The following is a 17,754-nucleotide window of genomic DNA, read 5'->3' as shown; positions in this document are numbered from 1 at the left end:
CGAACGGAGCACCGATGAACCACATCGCACCGCTGCATTACGTTCGCACCCCGATGCTCGACATAGCCTATGAAGCCCATGGCCCGGCCGACGGCGAAGTGGCAATTCTGCTCCACGGTTTTCCCTACGACCCGCGCGGCTACGACGAGATCGCCCCGGCCCTCGCAGCACGGGGCTTGCGGGTGCTGGTGCCCTACCTGCGCGGCTATGGCCCAACTCGGTTTATCAACGCGCACATAATGCGCTCCGGCCAGCAGGCGGCCCTGGCCAAGGATTTGCTGGATTTCATGGATGCCCTGTCCATCGAAAAAGCCGCCCTGACGGGTTATGACTGGGGCGGGCGCGCCGCCTGCATCGTCGCGGCGCTGTGGCCCAAGCGGGTGCGCTGCCTGGTGACGGGCGATGGCTACAACATTCAGGACATTGCGGCGTCGATCAAACCCCGTTCAGCGATCACTGAACATCGCCTGTGGTATCAGTTTTACTTCCATACGCAACGGGGCGTCGATGGCCTGACCGCCAAACGTCGCGAGCTGTGTGAACTGCTGTGGTCGCTGTGGTCGCCGTCCTGGGCGCACGGGCCGAACCTGTACAGCCAGACGGCGCCGTCGTTTGATAACCCGGACTTTGTCGAGGTGGTGATCCACTCCTATCGCCACCGCTTCATGTATGCCCCAGGCGACCCTACGCTGGAAGGGATAGAACAGGCGCTGGTGCAGCCGCCGGCGATTTCGGTGCCGAGTATTTCATTGTGCGGGGCCGACGACGGTGTGGGGCCCGCGCCTGTGCTGGATGATGACCAGGGACGTTTCAGCGGGTTTTATCGACGGAGGATGCTGCCGGGGCTGGGCCACAATATTCCCCAGGAAGCACCGCAGGCGACGCTTGAGGCGCTGATTGAGTTGCTTGATCGAACGGGGAATGACTGAGCCTGCGCTATCACTGGCTGACGGAAAACCGCTCACGATAGGCCTGGGGCGTCACCGACAAGGCCCGCAAAAAACTGCGACGCAGGGTTTCTTCGCTGCCAAAACCGCATTGCACGGCGATTCGCTTGATCGACGTGGCGCTGTCGGCCAGTTGCCGGCGGGCGGTTTCCACCCGCATCAACTCCACAGCCCGCGCCGGGGTCTGGCCGGTTTCGGCGCGATAATGACGCACAAAACTGCGCTCGCTCATACCCGCCTGAGCAGCCAGGGTCGGGATGCTCAAGTCCAGGCTCAGGTGTTCGGCCATCCAGGCGTGCAACTCGCTGAAAAGGCTGCTGCCCTTTTGCAGGGACACTTGTTGTAAGGACAGTGTCACGCTGAACTGAGATTGCCCTCCCGGGCGCTTGAGAAACACCACCAGGTGCCGCGCCACTTCCAGGGCCACGGCACGCCCCAAGTCTTCCTCCACCAAAGCCAGGCACAAATCGATGCCGGCGGTAACTCCCGCGGAGGTCCACACCGAACCTTGCTGGATAAAAATCGGGTTGGCCTCGACCTGCAGTTTTGGGTACTTGAGGGCCAATTCTGCACAGCGGGTCCAGTGGGTCGCCACCCGGCAGCCGTCCAGCAGGCCACTGGCGGCCAACAGGAAAGCGCCGGTGCACACCGAGGTCATCCGTCGCGATTGCCCGGCCTTTTGCCGAACCCAGTCCACCAACACCGGGTCCTCGGCGGCACCATACACGCCCCAGCCACCAGCAATCACCAGCGTGTCACACGGCGCATCGGCCGCCGGCAGTGGCTCGGCTACCAGGGCCAGGCCGGCGGAGGTCATCACCGGTTCGGCCTGCGAGGCAATCACCGTCACCGCATAAGGCAACGGCAAACCCTGCTGGCGGGCCAGGTCGTTGGCCGAGGCAAACACTTGCAGCGGCCCGGTGACGTCGAGCACTTGCACATTGGGGAACGCGAGCACATGGACAATTTTCGGCATGATTGGCGTGATTCGTTGGGTTAATGGCGTATGCGCCAAAGACTAGGTAACTAGAGTGAAGCCGTCCATTCATTTATCACGCCGCCTATAACACTTCCCCTATATCAGGAGTTTCGCCATGACCTTGCAGATCGGCTTTGTGTTGTTCCCCGGCATCCAGCAACTGGACCTCACCGGGCCTTATGACGTGCTGGCATCGTTGCCAGATGTGAAGCTGCACCTGATCTGGAAAGACCTGGCGCCGGTCACTTCCAGCACCGGGCTGGTATTTACGCCGACCATGACCTATGACGAATGCCCTGTGCTGGATGTGATTTGCGTGCCGGGGGGTGCCGGTGTCGGACCGTTGATGGAAGACCCGCAGACGCTGGACTTCCTAAAGGTGCAATCGCGAACCGCGCGCTATGTGACGTCGGTTTGCACCGGGTCGCTGGTACTCGGGGCGGCGGGATTGCTGCGGGGGCGGCGAGCGACTACGCACTGGGCTTACCACGACATGCTGACCACCTTGGGCGCGATTGCGGTGCAAGAGCGTGTGGTGCGTGACGGCAATCTGTTCACGGGCGGTGGGATCACGGCCGGAATTGATTTTGCGCTGACGCTGGCGGCGGAGCTGTATAGCGAGGCGGCCGCGCAGTTGGTGCAATTGCAGTTGGAATATGCGCCTGCGCCACCGTTCAATTCGGGCCGGCCGGACACAGCGCCCAAGCATGTGCTGGAAGAGGCCAACAAGCGCACGATTGAATCGCGCAAGACTCGCGGTGAGATCGTGGCGCGGGCGGCGGCGCGGCTGGGTTGAAGGTACGGGGCAAAAATGTGCAGGCTTGCCAACTCCCACACTCGACTTGTGTACATCCGCGCAGTCCTCATCTCGACGATTGCTCAATCCATCAGCCAGCGACTAAAATGCGAAATACTATCAATTAAGACTGCTGCGCCAGGTCGGCTCACGTCACAGGGTCAAGCCAGGCATTACCGGCTGGGCGCAGATCAACAGCTACCATGGCGAAACCGACACCCTGTTCAAGATCCAGAAGCGGGTTGAATACGACCTGGGATACATCGCCAAGTGGTCAGTGTGGCTAGGCCTGTACATCGTTTTCATGACGATCCCGGCCGTTCTTTCCACCAAGGAAGTCTATTGATGAACACCCTCAACGGATTGATTCCGTGCATCATTTCCGGCGGCTCGGGCACGCGATTGTGGCCTGTTTCCCGGCAGAACATGCCCAAGCCGTTCATGCGTATGCGTGACGACCAAAGCCTGTTGCAGAAGACCTTCCTGCGGGCCAGTCATCTGCCAGGCGTGGAAAGCATCCTGACGGTGACCAACCGCGACCTGTTGTTCTGCACCCTCGACGACTATCGCGCCGTCAACAAGGCGCACCTGGCCCTCGACCTGCTGCTCGAACCGTTCGGTCGCAACACTGCCGCCGCCATCGCCGTGGCCGCCCTGCATGTGCAGGAGCATTTCGGTGGCGAAGCGCAGTTGCTGGTGATGCCTGCCGACCATCTGATCCTTGATGAACGTGCCTTCGCCGAGGCCGTGAGTCAGGCCCGCAACCTGGCCGAGGCCGGCTATCTGGTGACCTTTGGCATCCAGCCCGACCGCCCGGAAACCGGCTTCGGCTATATAGAACAGGGCGCGGCCCTGGGTGACGGTTTCCGGGTCAAACGCTTCGTCGAAAAGCCTGACCTGGCTACTGCCCAGGGTTATCTGGACGGCGGCAAGCACCTGTGGAATGCCGGGATGTTCTGCTTCAAGGCCACCACCCTGCTTGAAGAACTGGCCACCCACGCCCCGGCGGTGCTGGATGCGGCCCAGTTGGCGCTGGAACACAGCCAGACCCTGCGCAACAACAGTTGCCGCCAGCGCGAATTGAGCCCGGAAGGCTTCGGCACCGCGCCGGACATCTCCATCGACGTGGCGCTGATGGAAAAATCCGCCCAGGTTGCCGTGGTGCCCTGCGACATCGGCTGGAGCGATATCGGTTCCTGGGAAGCCCTGCGCCAGCTCACACCGAGCGATGAAAACGGCAACCAGATCAATGGAGAGGCGATCCTGCACGACGTGCATAACTGCTACATCGACTCGCCCAAGCGTGTACTCGGCGCGGTCGGCGTGCGCGACCTGATCATCGTCGACACCCCGGACGCGATCCTGATTGCCGACGCCAACCGCAGCCAGGACGTGCGCTACATCGTCGCCGAACTCAAGCGCCGGAACCATCCGGCGTTCAGCCTGCACCGCACCGTAACCCGGCCGTGGGGCACCTACACGGTGCTGGAGGAAAGTACCCGGTTCAAGATCAAGCGCATCGTGGTCAAGCCCAAGGCTTCGTTGTCCCTGCAAATGCACCATCACCGCAGCGAGCACTGGGTAGTGGTCAGCGGCGCGGCGATGATCACCAATGGTGACAGGGAAATCATCCTCAACATGAACGAGTCCACCTACATCCCCGCCGGGCACAAACACCGCCTGACCAACCCCGGCATCATCGACCTGGTGATGATCGAGGTGCAGAGCGGCGAGTACCTTGGGGAAGACGACATCGTGCGCTACGACGATATTTACGGTCGCGCGCCGGTGGATTTGCCAAAGGAGCCGAAGCCCTGGCACCACAGCAAAAAGCCGTTGCTCAGGTGAGGCATTCTGGAGATCTCGTAGAAGGCATCCTGAAAGCGCCACCCGATCCAGCGTCACGCTGGTCGGATAGCGAACAGCTTAGTCATCCAACGGCTTAGGGGCTGCCGGTTTGGTTGTCTTGCCGGGTTTGGCACCAGCCTTGCCAGCGGCCGGGGCGGCGGGTTGCGGTTCAGCAGGCGCGGCCGCTTCTTTTTCAGCCACGGGCATCTTGTCGACGGCAGCGAAGAATTCCGCAAGATCGAGGGTATCCGGTGGAACAGTCTTTTCGACTTTCTTCTCGCCGTCCTTGCCTACCAGGATCACTTTAGTACCGGCGCCGGCACCGAGTTTGAGCGCACGAATCAGCGCGTTGGTATCCTGGGCACCCAAGTCCTTGCCGTCGCGCTGGCCAGCGGTGCCAATATTGGTGTAGTTCACGGTGTAGAGCACCATGCTGCGCTCGGTGAAGAGCTGCTTGTTGGCAGGATCTTCAAGGTCTTTCTTGAGTTTGACCTGTGTCGGGTCGATGGAGCTGGGCGCAATAACGATCAGCGGGCGGAACTTGCCTAGATCCTGTTCCAGCGGACCTCGGTTATCCGCAGCCAACAGCGGCCCCGTAAAAGCCATCAAGGTAGCCAGGGTCAGCGACCGGATGAGCATGCGCACCTCCTTCTAATTCCATGCAGGTTCTTGAGTTTCATGTCTGCGACAGTCAAATTCAAGGATGATTCCTACAAGCCTTCCAGAAAGCGTAGGTCAGGACGCCCGCGACGCAAGGGGTTACGTAGCTTCAGGGCTCATTGTTTCTTCTGATTACGCAGCTATGATTGCGCCGCCCAATCAGGCCAGTGCCGGGCAAACACCGGGGCCACCAACGGCTCGGTATCTATCTGCGCCAAGGTCCAGGCAAACTCAGGCCGTGACTGTTGCAATGCATCACGCCCACCCGCCCAGCGCGACACCACCGCGGCCATGACGCCCAAGGCGTTCGGAACCGATTGCGACGCAAACAGCTGCCCGGAAAATTGATCGGCAAACACTTCCCAGGCCAGATGCAGGCGCTGTCGCGTACCTGCGACCAACTGCGCCTGCATTGTTTGGTCGGCGCTCGCCAACCAGCGTTCTGGATAGTCGATGATGCCAATCGCCGAATAACAGTTGGCGGCGATATACACCAGGCCGCGAATGACTTGTGCGCGGTCGCCTGGCAGCAGGTTTGATGCAGGAAATACCAGGCCCAGGTGAATCAAAATCGCCGCACTTTCCGTCAATACGCTGCCATCGGGCAGTTGCAAGGTGGGGATCTGTTTAAGCGGGTTGACCCGCGCCAGGGCCTCGCTGCCCGGTGTGTCTTCCCAGGAACAGGCATCGACCTGACACCACGGCACACCGCAGCGCTGCAGGGCGATTTCGATGATGCACGAGCCGGTGCCTTGGGTTCCGTAGAGTGTGTACACGGACTGAGCCTCGTGAGGTGGTAGGCTAGAGTATCAATCGCTTAACGGAAGTCCATCATGCACAGCAAACGGGTCACTATCGAAGACTGGGACGGCGACGGCGCCATTCGCCTGCCGGATGAAGCCTTGCAGGAACTGGGGCTGGATGTGGGCGATACGCTGTATATCGTCGAAACCTACGTGGGCACGCAAAAGGGTTTTGTGTTGTCCACCACGCCGAAGATCGCGGACCGGATGGATGAGTTGGTGGAAGAGCTGACCCACATAGCCTCCAGGCAAGCCGTTTAGAACAAACCCATTTGACCGCCGACCAACGTGCCGAAGTCATCATTCACAAACGGCAGAATCGCATCGGCGACAGGCTGCAATTGCCGGGTTACATAGTGGTCGTAGTCGATTGGCGCCTGGCGTATTTCCAGGGGCTCGGGGCCGTTGACGGTGATCACGTAGCTGATCCAGCCACCATTCTGGTACTGACGCGGACGGCCCTGGCGGTCGTTGTATTCGTCTGCCAGGCGCGCGGCGCGCACATGGGGCGGGACGTTGCGTTCATAGTCGCCTAGCTGCCGGCGCAGGCGTTTGCGGTAGATCAGCAGCTCATCAAGCTCACCACTGAGGGTGCGACGCACATAGTCGCGCACATAATCCTGGTGGGGCTGGCGATGGAATATCCGCTGGTAAAGCTCCTGCTGGAATTGCCGCGCCAGGGGCGACCAGTCGCTGCGCACGGTTTCCAGGCCTTTGTAGACCATTTCTTCGCTGCCATCGGCCCGCGTCACCAGGCCGGCGTAGCGCTTCTTACTGCCCTCCTCCGCACCGCGAATAGTCGGCATCAGGAAACGGCTGAAGTGGGTTTCGTACTGCAACTCCAGGGCGCTTTGCAGACCGAACTCGCTCTGCAGGCGCTCGCGCCACCACTGGTTGACGCGTTGCACCAGGTCCAGGCCAATACGTGCGGCGTCCTCCTGGGAGTGGGCACTACCCAGCCAGACAAAAGTGGAGTCGGTGTCACCGTAGATCACTTCATAGCCCTGGGCCTCAACCAGCTCACGGGTCTGACGCATGATCTGGTGGCCGCGCAGGGTGATGGACGACGCCAGCCGCGTGTCGAAGAACCGGCAGCCGCTGGAACCGAGCACGCCGTAGAAGGCGTTCATGATGATTTTCAGAGCCTGGGACAGCGGCGCGTTGTGTTCGCGCTTGGCCACTTCGCGGCCTTCCGATACACGGGCGACGATGGCTGGCAGGCAGTGACGGGTACGGGAAAAACGCGCACCGCGAAAGCCTTCCACCGATTCGCTGTCTTCGGGATAACGCAGACCTTCCACCAGCCCCACCGGGTCGATGAGGAAGGTGCGGATAATTGACGGATAGAGGCTTTTGTAATCGAGCACCAGCACCGACTCGTAAAGGCCGGGGCGCGAATCCATGACAAAGCCGCCGGGGCTGGGCTGGGGTGGTTTGTCGCCGAGGTTCGGCGCGACAAAGCCCTGGCGATGCATCAGCGGCATGTACAAGTGAGTAAAGGCCGCCACCGAGCCGCCGTTGCGGTCAGCCGGCAGACCGGTGACGCTGGCACGTTCCAGGAGAAATTTAAGCAACTCGGTCTTCTCAAAAATCCGCGTCACCAGTTCGCAGTCCTTAAGGTTGTAGCGCGCCAGGGCGGGCTTGTCTTCGGCGAACATGCGGTTGATTTCGTCCATGCGCTGGTACGGCGTGGAAATCGATTTACCTTCGCCCAGCAAGGTCTGCGCGATGTTTTCCAGGCTGAAGGATTCAAAGCTCCAGGTCGCCGAGCGCAGGGCTTCGATACCGTCGATGATCAACCGCCCGGCTGCGGCGGCGAAATAGTGATTGCGACTGCCGTGTTCGCGCCAGCCCATGGCATCGCCGCCACGGCCCAGCAACAGCGGCACGTTCAGGCGTTGGGCATGTTCGTGAAGGACCCGCAGGTCGAACTGCACCAGATTCCAGCCGATAATGGCATCGGGGTCGTGTTGCGCCAGCCATTGGTTCAGGCGTTCAAGCAACTGGGCGCGGCTGTCGCAATAGTCGAGTTTGAAGTCCACCGCGTCGGTTTTGTTGGGCGGGCCGAGCATGTACACCTGGCGTTCACCGCAGCCTTCCAGGGCGATGGAGTACAGGTCGCCCTGGGCGGTGGTTTCGATGTCCAGAGAGACCAGCTTCAGTGGCGGGCGGTAGTCCGGCGCGGGCTTCATCTGCGCGTCCAGCAGTGTGCCGCTACTGTCAGGCGTACCGCCAAACCACACTGGCGCTGTGATAAAGCGCTCCATCATGTAGCGCTCGGGTGGGCGCACGTCGCCTTCGTAAACATCGACGCCAGCCTTGCGTAGGCGCTTTTCCAGGTCCATCAGTTGGCGATGCTGGCGAGTGTAGAGGCCCAGCACGGGGCGATGATGGAAGTCGCACAGCTCAAGGGGACGCAATTGGACATTGCGCTCCCCCCGCAGCAGCATTTCGGCGGGCTTGCGATGGGCGGCCGGGATAAACATCACCGAAGGCTGCACAGGTAAGCGGATATGCCGGGGGCCCTGGTCGGTGGCCAGCCAGAAACTGACCTCCGTGCCCGCCGGGGTATCGCGCCAATGCCGGGTCAGGACAAAACCCTGCTGTAGATCCACCGTGCCGCACCTCAAGAATCGCTTTCAGGACGTAATTCTACTCGGCATCCCACAAAACACGGCACGTTAACGGAAATTACCTACGGGCACGCACACCTTTATCCAAATGCCAGTCATGTGGACTGACAAACAAGGTAGAACTAGCGTGGGAGCTGCTTTACCTCCCGGTGGTTGGACAGCCACTCGCCAACTGCGTAGTTTTCCAACACCCCCCCACAAGGACCCCGGCATGGCCCCCGACCTCACTTCCATCGAACTGTTTCTCAAGACGGTCAAGCTGGGCAGCCTGTCCCGGGCGGCCGAGCAGTCGCATATATCCCTTTCCGCCGCCAGCCGGCGCCTGTCGTTGCTGGAGCAGCACTTCAAGGTTGCCCTGCTGAGCCGCACGTCCACCGGTGTATTGCCGACGGCAGCCGGGGACGTGTTGGCCCAGCATGCGCAGTCGATCCTGCGGTCGGTGGATGTAATGCACGCCGACCTCGCCGATTACGCCAAGGGCGCCACCGGCCGGGTCTGCCTGTATGCCAACAGTTCGGCGATGAGTCAGGAACTGCCGCGCCAACTGACCCACTGGAACGCGCTGCATCCCGGCATCCGCGTAGATATCCGCGAAGAGCGCAGCCGGGAGATTATCCAGGCCGTGCGCGAAGGCGTGGCTGATGTCGGCATCGTCACCACCCGGCCCAGCGGTGAAGAGTTGCGCTTTGAACCCTACTGCCAGGATCGCCTGTGCCTGATCGTGCCCAGCGACCACCCGCTCAAAATGCGTCATGCACGCTTTGAGGATTTGCTCGGCTATGACTTTGTCGGCCTGGAAGACAACGCCGCCATCACGCCGCTGATCACCGAGGCTGCCGCTGCAATCGGTATGCCCCTGAGGTTGCGGGTGCAGGTGCGCAGCTTCGAAGCGGTGTGCCGCCTGATCGCCGCAGGCCAAGGTGTTGGCGTGCTGCCGCAGGGTGCGGTGCAGATCTTCCGCAAGGAGATGGCCTTGCGCTTTATCGAAATCGACGACAGCTGGGCCGACCGACAGATGTACCTCTGCATGCGCAAGGAACAGCCTTCGCTGACTAGCCTGGCGTTGTTCGACTACTTCAGCGCCTGCAACCGCGCATAACCATCGGCCTTCGAATTTCGCGAAGGCCGATTCCACAATAAGCAATTCCCCAACTGCCACACCTGTGCCAAAAATGCCCCGCCAGAGTTGCCCTTACTTTTGAACAATAAGAAAAACAAAACAGGAGACACGGCGTGTCCAATTCCACGACCAGCCCCATCCACCGCATCGCCGTGATTCCCGGCGACGGCATCGGCCGCGAGGTGGTGCCCGAAGGCCTGCGGGTGCTGGAAGCCGTCAGCCAGCGCTTTGGCATTGGCTTTCACTTCGATCACTTTGCCTGGTGCAGCGAGCACTATCTGGCCCACGGCACCATGATGCCGGACGACTGGGCCGAGCAGATCGGCAGCCATGACGCGATTTTCTTCGGCGCCGTCGGCGCGCCGGACATCATTGCCGACCACACCGCCGTGTGGGAATCGCTGCTGAAGATCCGTCGCCAGTTCGACCAATACGTGAATATTCGCCCAGTGCGCCTGATGCCTGGCGTGCCCTGCCCCCTGGCCGGTCGAGTGCCGGGAGATATCGACTTTATCGTGGTGCGGGAAAACACCGAGGGCGAATACTCCAGCGTCGGTGGGCGGATGTGGGAAGGCACCTCGCGGGAGATCGCCGTGCAGGAGTCGATATTCTCCCGCGAAGGCGTAGACCGGGTGGTGGACTACGCCTTCAAGCTGGCACAGCAGCGACCAAGAAAAACCTGGTGGCAGCGACCAAGTCCAACGGCATTTCCATCACCATGCCGTTCTGGGACGAGCGGGTGAACCTGATCGCCCAGCGCTACCCGGACGTCAAGACCGCCAAGTTTCACATCGATATCCTCTGCGCCCACTTCGTCCAGCACCCTGATTGGTTTGACGTGGTGGTGGCGTCCAATCTGTTTGGCGACATCCTTTCCGACCTGGGCCCGGCCTGTACCGGCACCATCGGCATTGCGCCGTCGGCCAACCTCAACCCGGAGCGACGCTTTCCTTCATTGTTTGAGCCCGTACATGGTTCGGCGCCGGACATTGCCGGGCTTGGCATCGCGAATCCGATCGGCCAGATCTGGTCGGCGGCGCTGATGATCGAGCACTTGGGAGACGGCAATCCGCGCTATCAGGAAGCCTCTGCGGCTATCGTCAGCGCCATCGAAACGGTCCTCGCCGAAGGCCCTCACACCCGAGAAATGGGCGGCAGCGCCAACACCCTTGAAGTAGGTCGGGCCATCGCAGCATGCGTCGCCGGGAACAGGAGTTGAGCATGAAAAACGCACATTACATCGACAATCAATGGCAGGCCTCCACCTCGCTGGAAGACATTGCGGTGATCGATCCGAGTACCGGTGAAACCTACTCCAGTATTGCCCGTGGCAGCGCTGCCGATATTGATTCGGCCATCAGCGCCGCGCGCCTGGCACTGGGCGAAACCTTCGACGGCCCGTGGGGGGCATTGTCTGCTGTAGAGCGCAGCCGCTTGCTGGCCAAGCTCGGTATGGCGGTACTGGAACATCACGAAGAATTGGCGTAGATCGAAGCGCGGGACACCGGCAAGGCGCTGAAAGTCGCCCGCGCCGACGCCACCGCCCTGGCCCGTTATTTTGAGTATTACGCCGGCGCCGCCGACAAGCTGCACGGCGAAACCCTGCCCTACCAGGCTGGTTACACGGTGCTGACGGTGCGCGAACCCCACGGCGTGACCGGGCACATCATCCCGTGGAATTACCCGATGCAGATTTTTGGCCGCAGCGTCGGCGCGTCGTTGGCGGCGGGCAATGCCTGCGTGGTCAAGCCGGCGGAAGACGCCAGCCTGTCGCTGCTGCGCCTGGCGCAAATTGCCGCCGAGGTGGGCTTCCCGGCAGGTGCGATCAACGTGGTCACCGGCTACGGCTATGAAGCGGGCGCAGCGTTGTGCGCTCATCCGGGCATCGATCACATCTCCTTCACCGGTTCCACCGTTACTGGCACCGCGGTGTCGAAAGCTGCCGCCGAACGCCATTGCCCAGTGACCCTGGAACTGGGCGGCAAGTCGCCGCAAATCGTCTTTGCCGATGCAGACCTGGACGAGGCGCTGCCGGTACTGGTCAATGCCATCGTGCAGAACTGCGGGCAGACCTGTTCGGCGGGTAGCCGCCTTTTGGTGGATCGCAGTATTTATGAAGCGTTGTTGGCAAGACTCAGCCAGCGCTTCTCTGAACTACGCGCCGGTCCATCGACGCTGGACCTGGATATGGGCCCGCTGATCAATCAAAAACAGCAACGTCTGGTGCGTGAGTTTATTCGCGAAGCCGAACAGGCAGGGATCACGGTTGCGGCGCGCGGCACCGTGGTGGCCGAAGCCGGCAGCGGTGGCTATTTCCAGGAAGCAGTGCTGTTTCGCGACGTGCCAGAAGGCAGCCGCCTGGCGCAGCAGGAAGTCTTTGGACCAGTACTAGCGGTAATGCCCTTTGACGATGAGGCCGAGGCCATTCGCCTGGCCAACGGCACCGAATTCGGGCTGGTGGCGGGCGTTTGGACCCGCGACGGCGCACGGCAAATGCGCCTGGCCCGCAAGCTGCGTTGCGGCCAGGTATTTATCAATAACTACGGTGCGGGCGGCGGCGTCGAATTGCCGTTCGGCGGCGTCAAGGCCAGCGGTTATGGCCGGGAAAAAGGCTTCGAGGCACTGCTGGGCTTTACCACCTTGAAGACCATTGCAATCAAACACGGCTGATTCATCACAACAACAAGAAAGGAGAACACTCCATGCGTCTAGCAAACAAAGTCGCCATCGTTACCGGGGCAGGTTCCGGCTTTGGCGAAGGCATCGCCAAGACCTTCGCCCAACAGGGTGCACGGGTTATCGTCGCCGATATGAATGCCATCGGCGGTCAGCGGGTGGTCAATGAAATCGCTGAAAACGGTGGCCATGCACACTTTATCGAGGTCAACGTGGCCAATGATGAAAGCATGGGCGCCCTGCTCCGTGACACCCTGGAGCAATTTGGCGGGCTGGATATCGTCATCAATAACGCCGGCACCACTCACCGCAACCGGCCGATGCTGGAAGTCGATGAAGCGGAGTTCGACCGGGTATTTTCGGTCAACGTCAAAAGCATCTTCCTCAGCGCCAAGCATTTTGTGCCGCATTTTCGCGGCCAGGGCGGCGGCGTATTCGTCAATATCGCCTCGACGGCAGCGATTCGTCCGCGTCCGGGATTGGTCTGGTATAACGGCAGCAAGGGCGCGGTGGTGGTCATGAGCAAGACCATGGCGGCGGAACTGGGGCCGGACAATATTCGCGTCAACTGCGTGAATCCAGTGGTGGGCGCCACGGCGCTGCTCAGTGAGTTCATGGGCGTGCCGGACACTCCAGAGAACCGTCAGAGGTTCATGGCGAGCATTCCGCTGGGGCGCTTTTCCACCCCACAGGATGTGGCCAATGCCTGCTTGTATCTCGCCTCGGACGAAGCGGCGTTCATCACCGGCACCTGCCTTGAAGTCGATGGTGGGCGCTGCGTGTAACTCAACGACTGAAGGGATCAGAATCGATATGTGCGACCTGCATAACAAGAGCAATAACAACGAACCGAACACTAAGCAATTATTGGAAGGCCTGCCAAAGAACTGGGGTAAATGGGGGCCGGACGACGAAGTCGGCGCCCTCAATTACCTGACCGAAGCCGAAGTACTGCGCGGCGTTGCAGCCGTGCGTCAGGGCAAGACCTTTACCCTGCAAGTGCAGATCGGCCATCCGGGCGGCGACCCAATGTGGCCAGCGCGCAATCCGTCCATGCGCTTCAACACCCTAGATCACAGCCATTACCACTTTGGAAAACAGCCGCACATGACCGGCGGCGCAGCGTATTCCGATGACGTGATCTTCATGCAGCTGCAAGGCTCGACCCAGTACGACGCCCTCGGCCACGCCTGGTACGACAATCAATTGTGGAACGGCTACGACGCCCAGAGCACTGTCGGCGGCATGGCCAAGGCCAGTGTGCTGGCCATCGCCGAGCGCGGCGTGGTCGGGCGTGCGGTACTGATCGACATGGCCCGCCATCGCGGCAAGAAGTGCTTGGGCCGTGGCGAAACCTTCAACCACCTGGACTTGCTCGACGCCGCCAAGGCCCAGGGCGTGACCATCGAAAAGCGCGACATCCTGATCATCCGCACCGGCTCCATGGGTGCGTTTTATGAGCTGGGCAAGACTGAGTTCTTCAAGGATTTGATGGAACCGGGGCTGACCTACAGCCGGGAACTGGTGGAGTGGTTCCACGAGATGGAAATCCCCAATCTGGTGACCGACACCATCGCCAACGAGGTGATCACCGATCCGGTGTCCGGGGTACAGATTCCGCTGCATTGCGCGTTGATGCGCAACCTGGGGATCGCCTTTACCGAGATCGTGCTGTTGGAGGATCTGGCCGCCGATTGTGCCAACGACGGCCAGTGGAAGTTCCTCTACACCGCCGCGCCTTTGAAGATTGTTGGTGGCAGCGGCGCGCCGGTGAACCCGGTAGTGATCAAATAGCTCACCCGTCGTAGGACACGGCCTGGGCCTGGGTAGTACCGAAGCATTGCCGGGCATGATCGACCGTGAGTGTGGCGAAGTCCTTGAAATCCGCATCGTTGTCCAGGCGTTTATCGCACAAGGTGTCGTACCAGATTTGCCCGGCCTACTCCCAGGCTGAACCATGGTCGATAAGACGGTGGAAAATGCAGGGTGCTGGAAGGCGCCGAAGGTCGCCAAGTGTAGGTGCAACTGAAGATCACGACAGCTCACAAAGGCTGAATAGACCAATGCACAACCTACGGGTTGCGCGGCGGCTCGCCGTAGGAGCACGAGTTGAAGGTGCCCAGGCCATCGTAGTGCTTCTGGTCGAATAGGTTGTTGTGTTCAGTCCTACCTACAATTGCTTGTCGACTTCGCAGCGGGAGCGGCCCCATGTGCCTTCCCGCGCTCAAGGTAGAATAATCGCCTCTCCCCCCAAACGCCGGCACTTTATGAATAGTCCGCTGAAACCTCTCCATGGCAGCTGTTTGTGCAAAGCCGTGCAATACCAACTGGACAGGCTCGACATGCCTGTCAGCCACTGTCACTGCCAGAGCTGTCGCAAGGCGCATGCGGCGGCATTCGTCGCAACTGCGGGGGTCATGCGTGAGCATTTTCGCTGGGTTCAAGGCCAATCGCTGTTATCGTCGTTCGAATCTTCACCGGGAAAGTTCAGGCATTTCTGCTCGCGCTGCGGCTCTCATCTGATGGCCGAACGAGCGCATCAACCTCATGTGATTGTGCGCGTGGCGACTTTGGATGATGACCCGGGAGACAGGCCTGAATGTCACATCTGGACGTCCCATGATGTACCGTGGCTGGCCTATGAAGGGATAGCTCGGTGGGAGGAATGGAGGGCATGAGTATCCTCACGCCTTCCTGAGCCGGGCTTCAGACGTGGGGATCACCCGGCGCCTTGCTTGGCGTGGCGTATTGCGGCTTCAAGTGGCCGTCCTGATCCAGCAGCCATGCATCCATGATTTGCCGCACTACGGGACCCGCCACACGACCGCCCGCCTCACCGTTTTCGATCATCACCGAAATCACGATTTTCGGGTGCTCCGCCGGGGCGAAACCGACGAACAAGGCGTTGTCTCGGTTGCGCTCCAGGGTCTTCAAGCGGTTGTAGCGCTCGCCCTGCTTGATCGCCACCACCTGAGCGGTGCCACTTTTGCCGGCAATCCGGTATTGCGCGCCGGCTGCGGAAGCCCGGGCGATACCACGAGGGTCGTGCATCACCAACTGCATGCCGTGGTTGACCTGCTCCCAATCCCGCGGATTTCTGAGGACAACGTTGGGCATCGGATTTTCATCTACTGGCGGCACCCCGTTGATGGTCTTGGCCAGATGCGGGCGGTTCCACACGCCTTTGTTGGCGATCAGCGCGGTGGCCTGGGCCAGTTGCAATGGCGTGACCTGCATATAGCCCTGGCCGATGCCAAGGATCACTGTTTCCCCCGGAAACCACGGCTGGCGGCGGGTGGCGCGCTTCCAGGCCTGGGAAGGCATCAAACCGGCGGACTCTTCGAACATGTCCAGGGAAACTTTCTGGCCCAAGCCGAACTCGGCCATGTAGTCGTGCAAGCGATCAATGCCGAGCTTGTGGGCCAAGTCATAAAAGTAAGTGTCGTTGGAGCGCATGATTGCAGCGTCCATATCCACCCAGCCGTCGCCGCTATGGTTCCAGTTGCGGTATTTGTGGTCGAAATTCGGGAGCTGGTAGTAGCCAGGGTCGAACACTCGGGTCTGGGCGGTGACTACACCGCTGTCGAGACCGGCGATGGCCACTTCCGGCTTGATGGTCGAACCTGGCGCGTAGAGTCCGCGCAACACTCGGTTGAACAGTGGCCGGTCTAGGGAGTCATGCAGCGCGGCGTATTCCTTGAAGCTAATGCCGGTGACGAACAGGTTCGGGTCAAAACTCGGCTTGCTGACCATCGCCAGGACTTCGCCGGTTTGCGGATCAAGGGCCACCACCGATCCTCGGCGATCGCCCAAGGCTTCTTCGGCAGCTTCCTGGAGTTTGACGTCCAGGCTGAGGACGATGTTTTCCCCCGGGATGGGGTCGGTGTGCTTGAGCACCCGAAGGACACGGCCTTGAGCGTTAGTTTCGACCTCTTCATAGCCGACGTGGCCGTGCAACTGCGACTCGTAGAAGCGTTCAATACCGGTTTTGCCGATGGATTGCGTGCCACGGTATTCAACCGAGTCCAGCGACTTGGATTCTTTTTCGTTGATGCGCCCGACGTAGCCAATGGAGTGGGCAAAGTGCGCCCCCAATGGATAGTGACGAACGAACTGCGGCTCCACGTCCACACCGGGAAGGCGGAACTCGTTGACGGCGAGCACGGCGATCTGTTCTTCGGTCAGCTCGTAAAAGAGCGTCACGGGCACGAAGGGGTGACGCGCCTGCTTCAGCGCCTTATCGAATACCGTGCGGTCTTCGGCTGGCAGGTGCAGGAGGCTGACGATGGAGTCCAGTTCGCCCTTGAGATCAGCGGCGCGCTCGCGAGTGATGGTCAGGTTGTAGCTGGGTCGATTGTCAGCTAGGACTACGCCATTGCGGTCATAGATCAGCCCGCGGGTCGGGGTAATCGGTAGGACATGGACCCTGTTGTTTTCCGAAATAGTGGAGTGATAGTCAAACTCCACCACCTGCAGGAAATACATCCGCCCTACCAGGGCGCAGGTAATGCCGACCACGAACAGCGCACAGGCCAATAGCCGCTTGTTGACCAGGCGGTTTTCTTTTTCGTGATCTTTGATGGGTATCGGTTCAGGCATTTCTACAGCATCTCGTTGAATAAGATAGGCACCGCCTCCTACGTCTGAAAAATACGTCCCTGTGAAAATCTGCTGCACCATACCAAAAATGCCGAAACACTTTGCATCGTTTTCCCCAACGGCAATCCTCCGAGTCTGATTCGTGCTTGTGTATCAATATTACTGTTCCTATTCATGCATTTTTCTTCGTTCTGGGCGTGTGGATACTCGACAGAGGGATGGACTTTAGTATTGAAGGCGACTGGCAGGCGCTCGCTCATACTTTTCCATCGCCCAAAACAAAACCCCATCTGCTTTCGCAAATGGGGTTTCGGAATTTAATCTTGACGATGACCTACTCTCACATGGGGAAACCCCACACTACCATCGGCGATGCATCGTTTCACTACTGAGTTCGGGATGGGATCAGGTGGTTCCAATGCTCTATGGTCGTCAAGAAATTCGGTAGCCAGCTCGTGTGCCTTTCGGTTCACGCTCCAGCGAATGGGTATGTAATAGATTTGTGTGTTGCTTGTAAATTTTCGACGTATAGCGTCTTCACACACCGCAATCTGGCCTCTTTCGAATTCACAAATTGCTTGGGTGTTATATGGTCAAGCCTCACGGGCAATTAGTATTGGTTAGCTCAACGCCTCACAGCGCTTACACACCCAACCTATCAACGTCGTAGTCTTCGACGGCCCTTCAGGGAAC

14 protein-coding genes, 2 rRNA genes and 3 pseudogenes are annotated in these 17,754 nt (G+C 60.2%); 11 read left to right on the top strand and 8 right to left on the bottom strand.

Translation table 11 applies throughout. The annotated features are described in order from the left end of the window. Positions 1-14: 14 nt before the first annotated feature. The gene (locus FQ182_RS08115) at positions 15-929 is read left to right on the top strand and encodes an alpha/beta fold hydrolase (RefSeq protein ID WP_149413681.1); all 915 of its coding nucleotides are present in this window, start codon (positions 15-17) and stop codon (positions 927-929) included. Positions 930-939: 10 nt separating this feature from the next. Here the strand turns inward: FQ182_RS08115 and FQ182_RS08110 are convergent, their stop codons facing one another. After that, positions 940-1,923, bottom strand: a complete 984-nt coding sequence (locus FQ182_RS08110; protein ID WP_149413682.1) for a GlxA family transcriptional regulator — start codon at positions 1,921-1,923, stop codon at positions 940-942. Positions 1,924-2,041: 118 nt separating this feature from the next. Between FQ182_RS08110 and inhA the strand changes: the two genes are divergently transcribed. From inhA to FQ182_RS08095, 3 genes and pseudogenes are all read left to right on the top strand, one after another. After that, on the top strand, positions 2,042-2,722 hold the full coding sequence (inhA, locus tag FQ182_RS08105; protein WP_149413683.1) for an isonitrile hydratase: 681 nt from the start codon (positions 2,042-2,044) through the stop codon (positions 2,720-2,722). Between the two features lie 139 nt (positions 2,723-2,861). Continuing rightward, positions 2,862-3,068 (top strand): annotated as a pseudogene (locus FQ182_RS08100) (sugar transferase); the annotation flags it as partial. Further along, positions 3,068-4,570, top strand: coding sequence for a mannose-1-phosphate guanylyltransferase/mannose-6-phosphate isomerase (locus FQ182_RS08095; protein ID WP_149413684.1), 1,503 nt, complete (start codon positions 3,068-3,070; stop codon positions 4,568-4,570). The pseudogene FQ182_RS08100 and the gene FQ182_RS08095, both read left to right, overlap by 1 nt. Before the next feature lie 78 nt (positions 4,571-4,648). Here FQ182_RS08095 and FQ182_RS08090 read toward each other — a convergent pair whose 3' ends face one another. Together FQ182_RS08090 and FQ182_RS08085 are read right to left on the bottom strand one after the other, a co-directional pair. After that, the gene (locus FQ182_RS08090; protein WP_149413685.1) at positions 4,649-5,209 is read right to left on the bottom strand and encodes a DUF4174 domain-containing protein; all 561 of its coding nucleotides are present in this window, start codon (positions 5,207-5,209) and stop codon (positions 4,649-4,651) included. A 161-nt stretch (positions 5,210-5,370) separates the two neighbouring features. Next, positions 5,371-6,006: a glutathione S-transferase N-terminal domain-containing protein gene (locus tag FQ182_RS08085; protein ID WP_149413686.1), complete on the bottom strand. Its 636-nt coding sequence runs from the start codon at positions 6,004-6,006 to the stop codon at positions 5,371-5,373. 57 nt (positions 6,007-6,063) lie between these two features. On the opposite strand from FQ182_RS08085, the gene FQ182_RS08080 reads away from it, so the two are divergent. Further along, entirely contained in the window at positions 6,064-6,294 is a 231-nt protein-coding gene (locus FQ182_RS08080; protein WP_149413687.1) for an AbrB/MazE/SpoVT family DNA-binding domain-containing protein, read from the top strand. Here the strand turns inward: FQ182_RS08080 and FQ182_RS08075 are convergent. Next, complete coding sequence (locus tag FQ182_RS08075; RefSeq protein ID WP_149413688.1) at positions 6,291-8,648, bottom strand: DNA polymerase II; 2,358 nt, start codon at positions 8,646-8,648, stop codon at positions 6,291-6,293. The genes FQ182_RS08080 and FQ182_RS08075 overlap by 4 nt on opposite strands. A gap of 229 nt (positions 8,649-8,877) precedes the next feature. Between FQ182_RS08075 and FQ182_RS08070 the strand changes: the two genes are divergently transcribed. From FQ182_RS08070 to FQ182_RS08050, 5 genes and pseudogenes are all read left to right on the top strand, one after another. Beyond that, entirely contained in the window at positions 8,878-9,765 is an 888-nt protein-coding gene (locus FQ182_RS08070; protein WP_149413689.1) for a LysR family transcriptional regulator, read from the top strand. Between the two features lie 134 nt (positions 9,766-9,899). Further along, positions 9,900-11,005 (top strand): annotated as a pseudogene (locus FQ182_RS08065) (tartrate dehydrogenase). Then, positions 10,981-12,456 (top strand): annotated as a pseudogene (locus tag FQ182_RS08060) (aldehyde dehydrogenase family protein). The pseudogenes FQ182_RS08065 and FQ182_RS08060 overlap by 25 nt, the downstream one beginning before the upstream one ends. Before the next feature lie 32 nt (positions 12,457-12,488). Beyond that, a complete protein-coding gene (locus tag FQ182_RS08055) occupies positions 12,489-13,247 on the top strand; it encodes an SDR family oxidoreductase (protein ID WP_149413690.1) in 759 nt (252 codons plus the stop codon). A gap of 28 nt (positions 13,248-13,275) precedes the next feature. Further along, entirely contained in the window at positions 13,276-14,256 is a 981-nt protein-coding gene (locus FQ182_RS08050; RefSeq protein WP_149413691.1) for a cyclase family protein, read from the top strand. A 1-nt stretch (position 14,257) separates the two neighbouring features. Here FQ182_RS08050 and FQ182_RS08045 read toward each other — a convergent pair whose 3' ends face one another. After that, on the bottom strand, positions 14,258-14,392 hold the full coding sequence (locus tag FQ182_RS08045; protein ID WP_371923862.1) for a hypothetical protein: 135 nt from the start codon (positions 14,390-14,392) through the stop codon (positions 14,258-14,260). 337 nt (positions 14,393-14,729) lie between these two features. Here FQ182_RS08045 and FQ182_RS08040 point away from each other — a divergent pair, with 337 nt between their 5' ends. Further along, positions 14,730-15,140: a GFA family protein gene (locus FQ182_RS08040; protein ID WP_149413692.1), complete on the top strand. Its 411-nt coding sequence runs from the start codon at positions 14,730-14,732 to the stop codon at positions 15,138-15,140. A gap of 28 nt (positions 15,141-15,168) precedes the next feature. Here the strand turns inward: FQ182_RS08040 and mrdA are convergent, their stop codons facing one another. The 3 genes from mrdA to FQ182_RS08025 form a co-directional block, all read right to left on the bottom strand. Next, complete coding sequence (gene mrdA / locus FQ182_RS08035) at positions 15,169-17,061, bottom strand: penicillin-binding protein 2 (protein ID WP_149413693.1); 1,893 nt, start codon at positions 17,059-17,061, stop codon at positions 15,169-15,171. A gap of 321 nt (positions 17,062-17,382) precedes the next feature. Then, positions 17,383-17,498: ribosomal RNA gene (gene rrf / locus FQ182_RS08030) — 5S ribosomal RNA — on the bottom strand. Positions 17,499-17,650: 152 nt separating this feature from the next. After that, a 23S ribosomal RNA gene (locus FQ182_RS08025) occupies positions 17,651-17,754 on the bottom strand; the annotation flags it as partial.

Source organism: Pseudomonas sp. ANT_H4, assembly GCF_008369295.1.
Classification (GTDB): Bacteria; Pseudomonadota; Gammaproteobacteria; order Pseudomonadales; family Pseudomonadaceae; genus Aquipseudomonas.
This window is presented reverse-complemented; position numbering and strand designations above follow the sequence as displayed.

Bases quoted from the DNA above. Each gene is read 5' to 3' on its own strand.
- FQ182_RS08115 (WP_149413681.1), top strand. From the start codon at position 15: ATGAACCACATCGCACCGCTGCATTACGTTCGCACCCCGATGCTCGAC.
- FQ182_RS08110 (WP_149413682.1), bottom strand. From the start codon at position 1,923: ATGCCGAAAATTGTCCATGTGCTCGCGTTCCCCAATGTGCAAGTGCTC.
- inhA (WP_149413683.1), top strand. From the start codon at position 2,042: ATGACCTTGCAGATCGGCTTTGTGTTGTTCCCCGGCATCCAGCAACTG.
- FQ182_RS08095 (WP_149413684.1), top strand. From the start codon at position 3,068: ATGAACACCCTCAACGGATTGATTCCGTGCATCATTTCCGGCGGCTCG.
- FQ182_RS08090 (WP_149413685.1), bottom strand. From the start codon at position 5,209: ATGCTCATCCGGTCGCTGACCCTGGCTACCTTGATGGCTTTTACGGGG.
- FQ182_RS08080 (WP_149413687.1), top strand. From the start codon at position 6,064: ATGCACAGCAAACGGGTCACTATCGAAGACTGGGACGGCGACGGCGCC.
- FQ182_RS08070 (WP_149413689.1), top strand. From the start codon at position 8,878: ATGGCCCCCGACCTCACTTCCATCGAACTGTTTCTCAAGACGGTCAAG.
- FQ182_RS08055 (WP_149413690.1), top strand. From the start codon at position 12,489: ATGCGTCTAGCAAACAAAGTCGCCATCGTTACCGGGGCAGGTTCCGGC.
- FQ182_RS08050 (WP_149413691.1), top strand. From the start codon at position 13,276: ATGTGCGACCTGCATAACAAGAGCAATAACAACGAACCGAACACTAAG.
- FQ182_RS08040 (WP_149413692.1), top strand. From the start codon at position 14,730: ATGAATAGTCCGCTGAAACCTCTCCATGGCAGCTGTTTGTGCAAAGCC.
- mrdA (WP_149413693.1), bottom strand. From the start codon at position 17,061: ATGCCTGAACCGATACCCATCAAAGATCACGAAAAAGAAAACCGCCTG.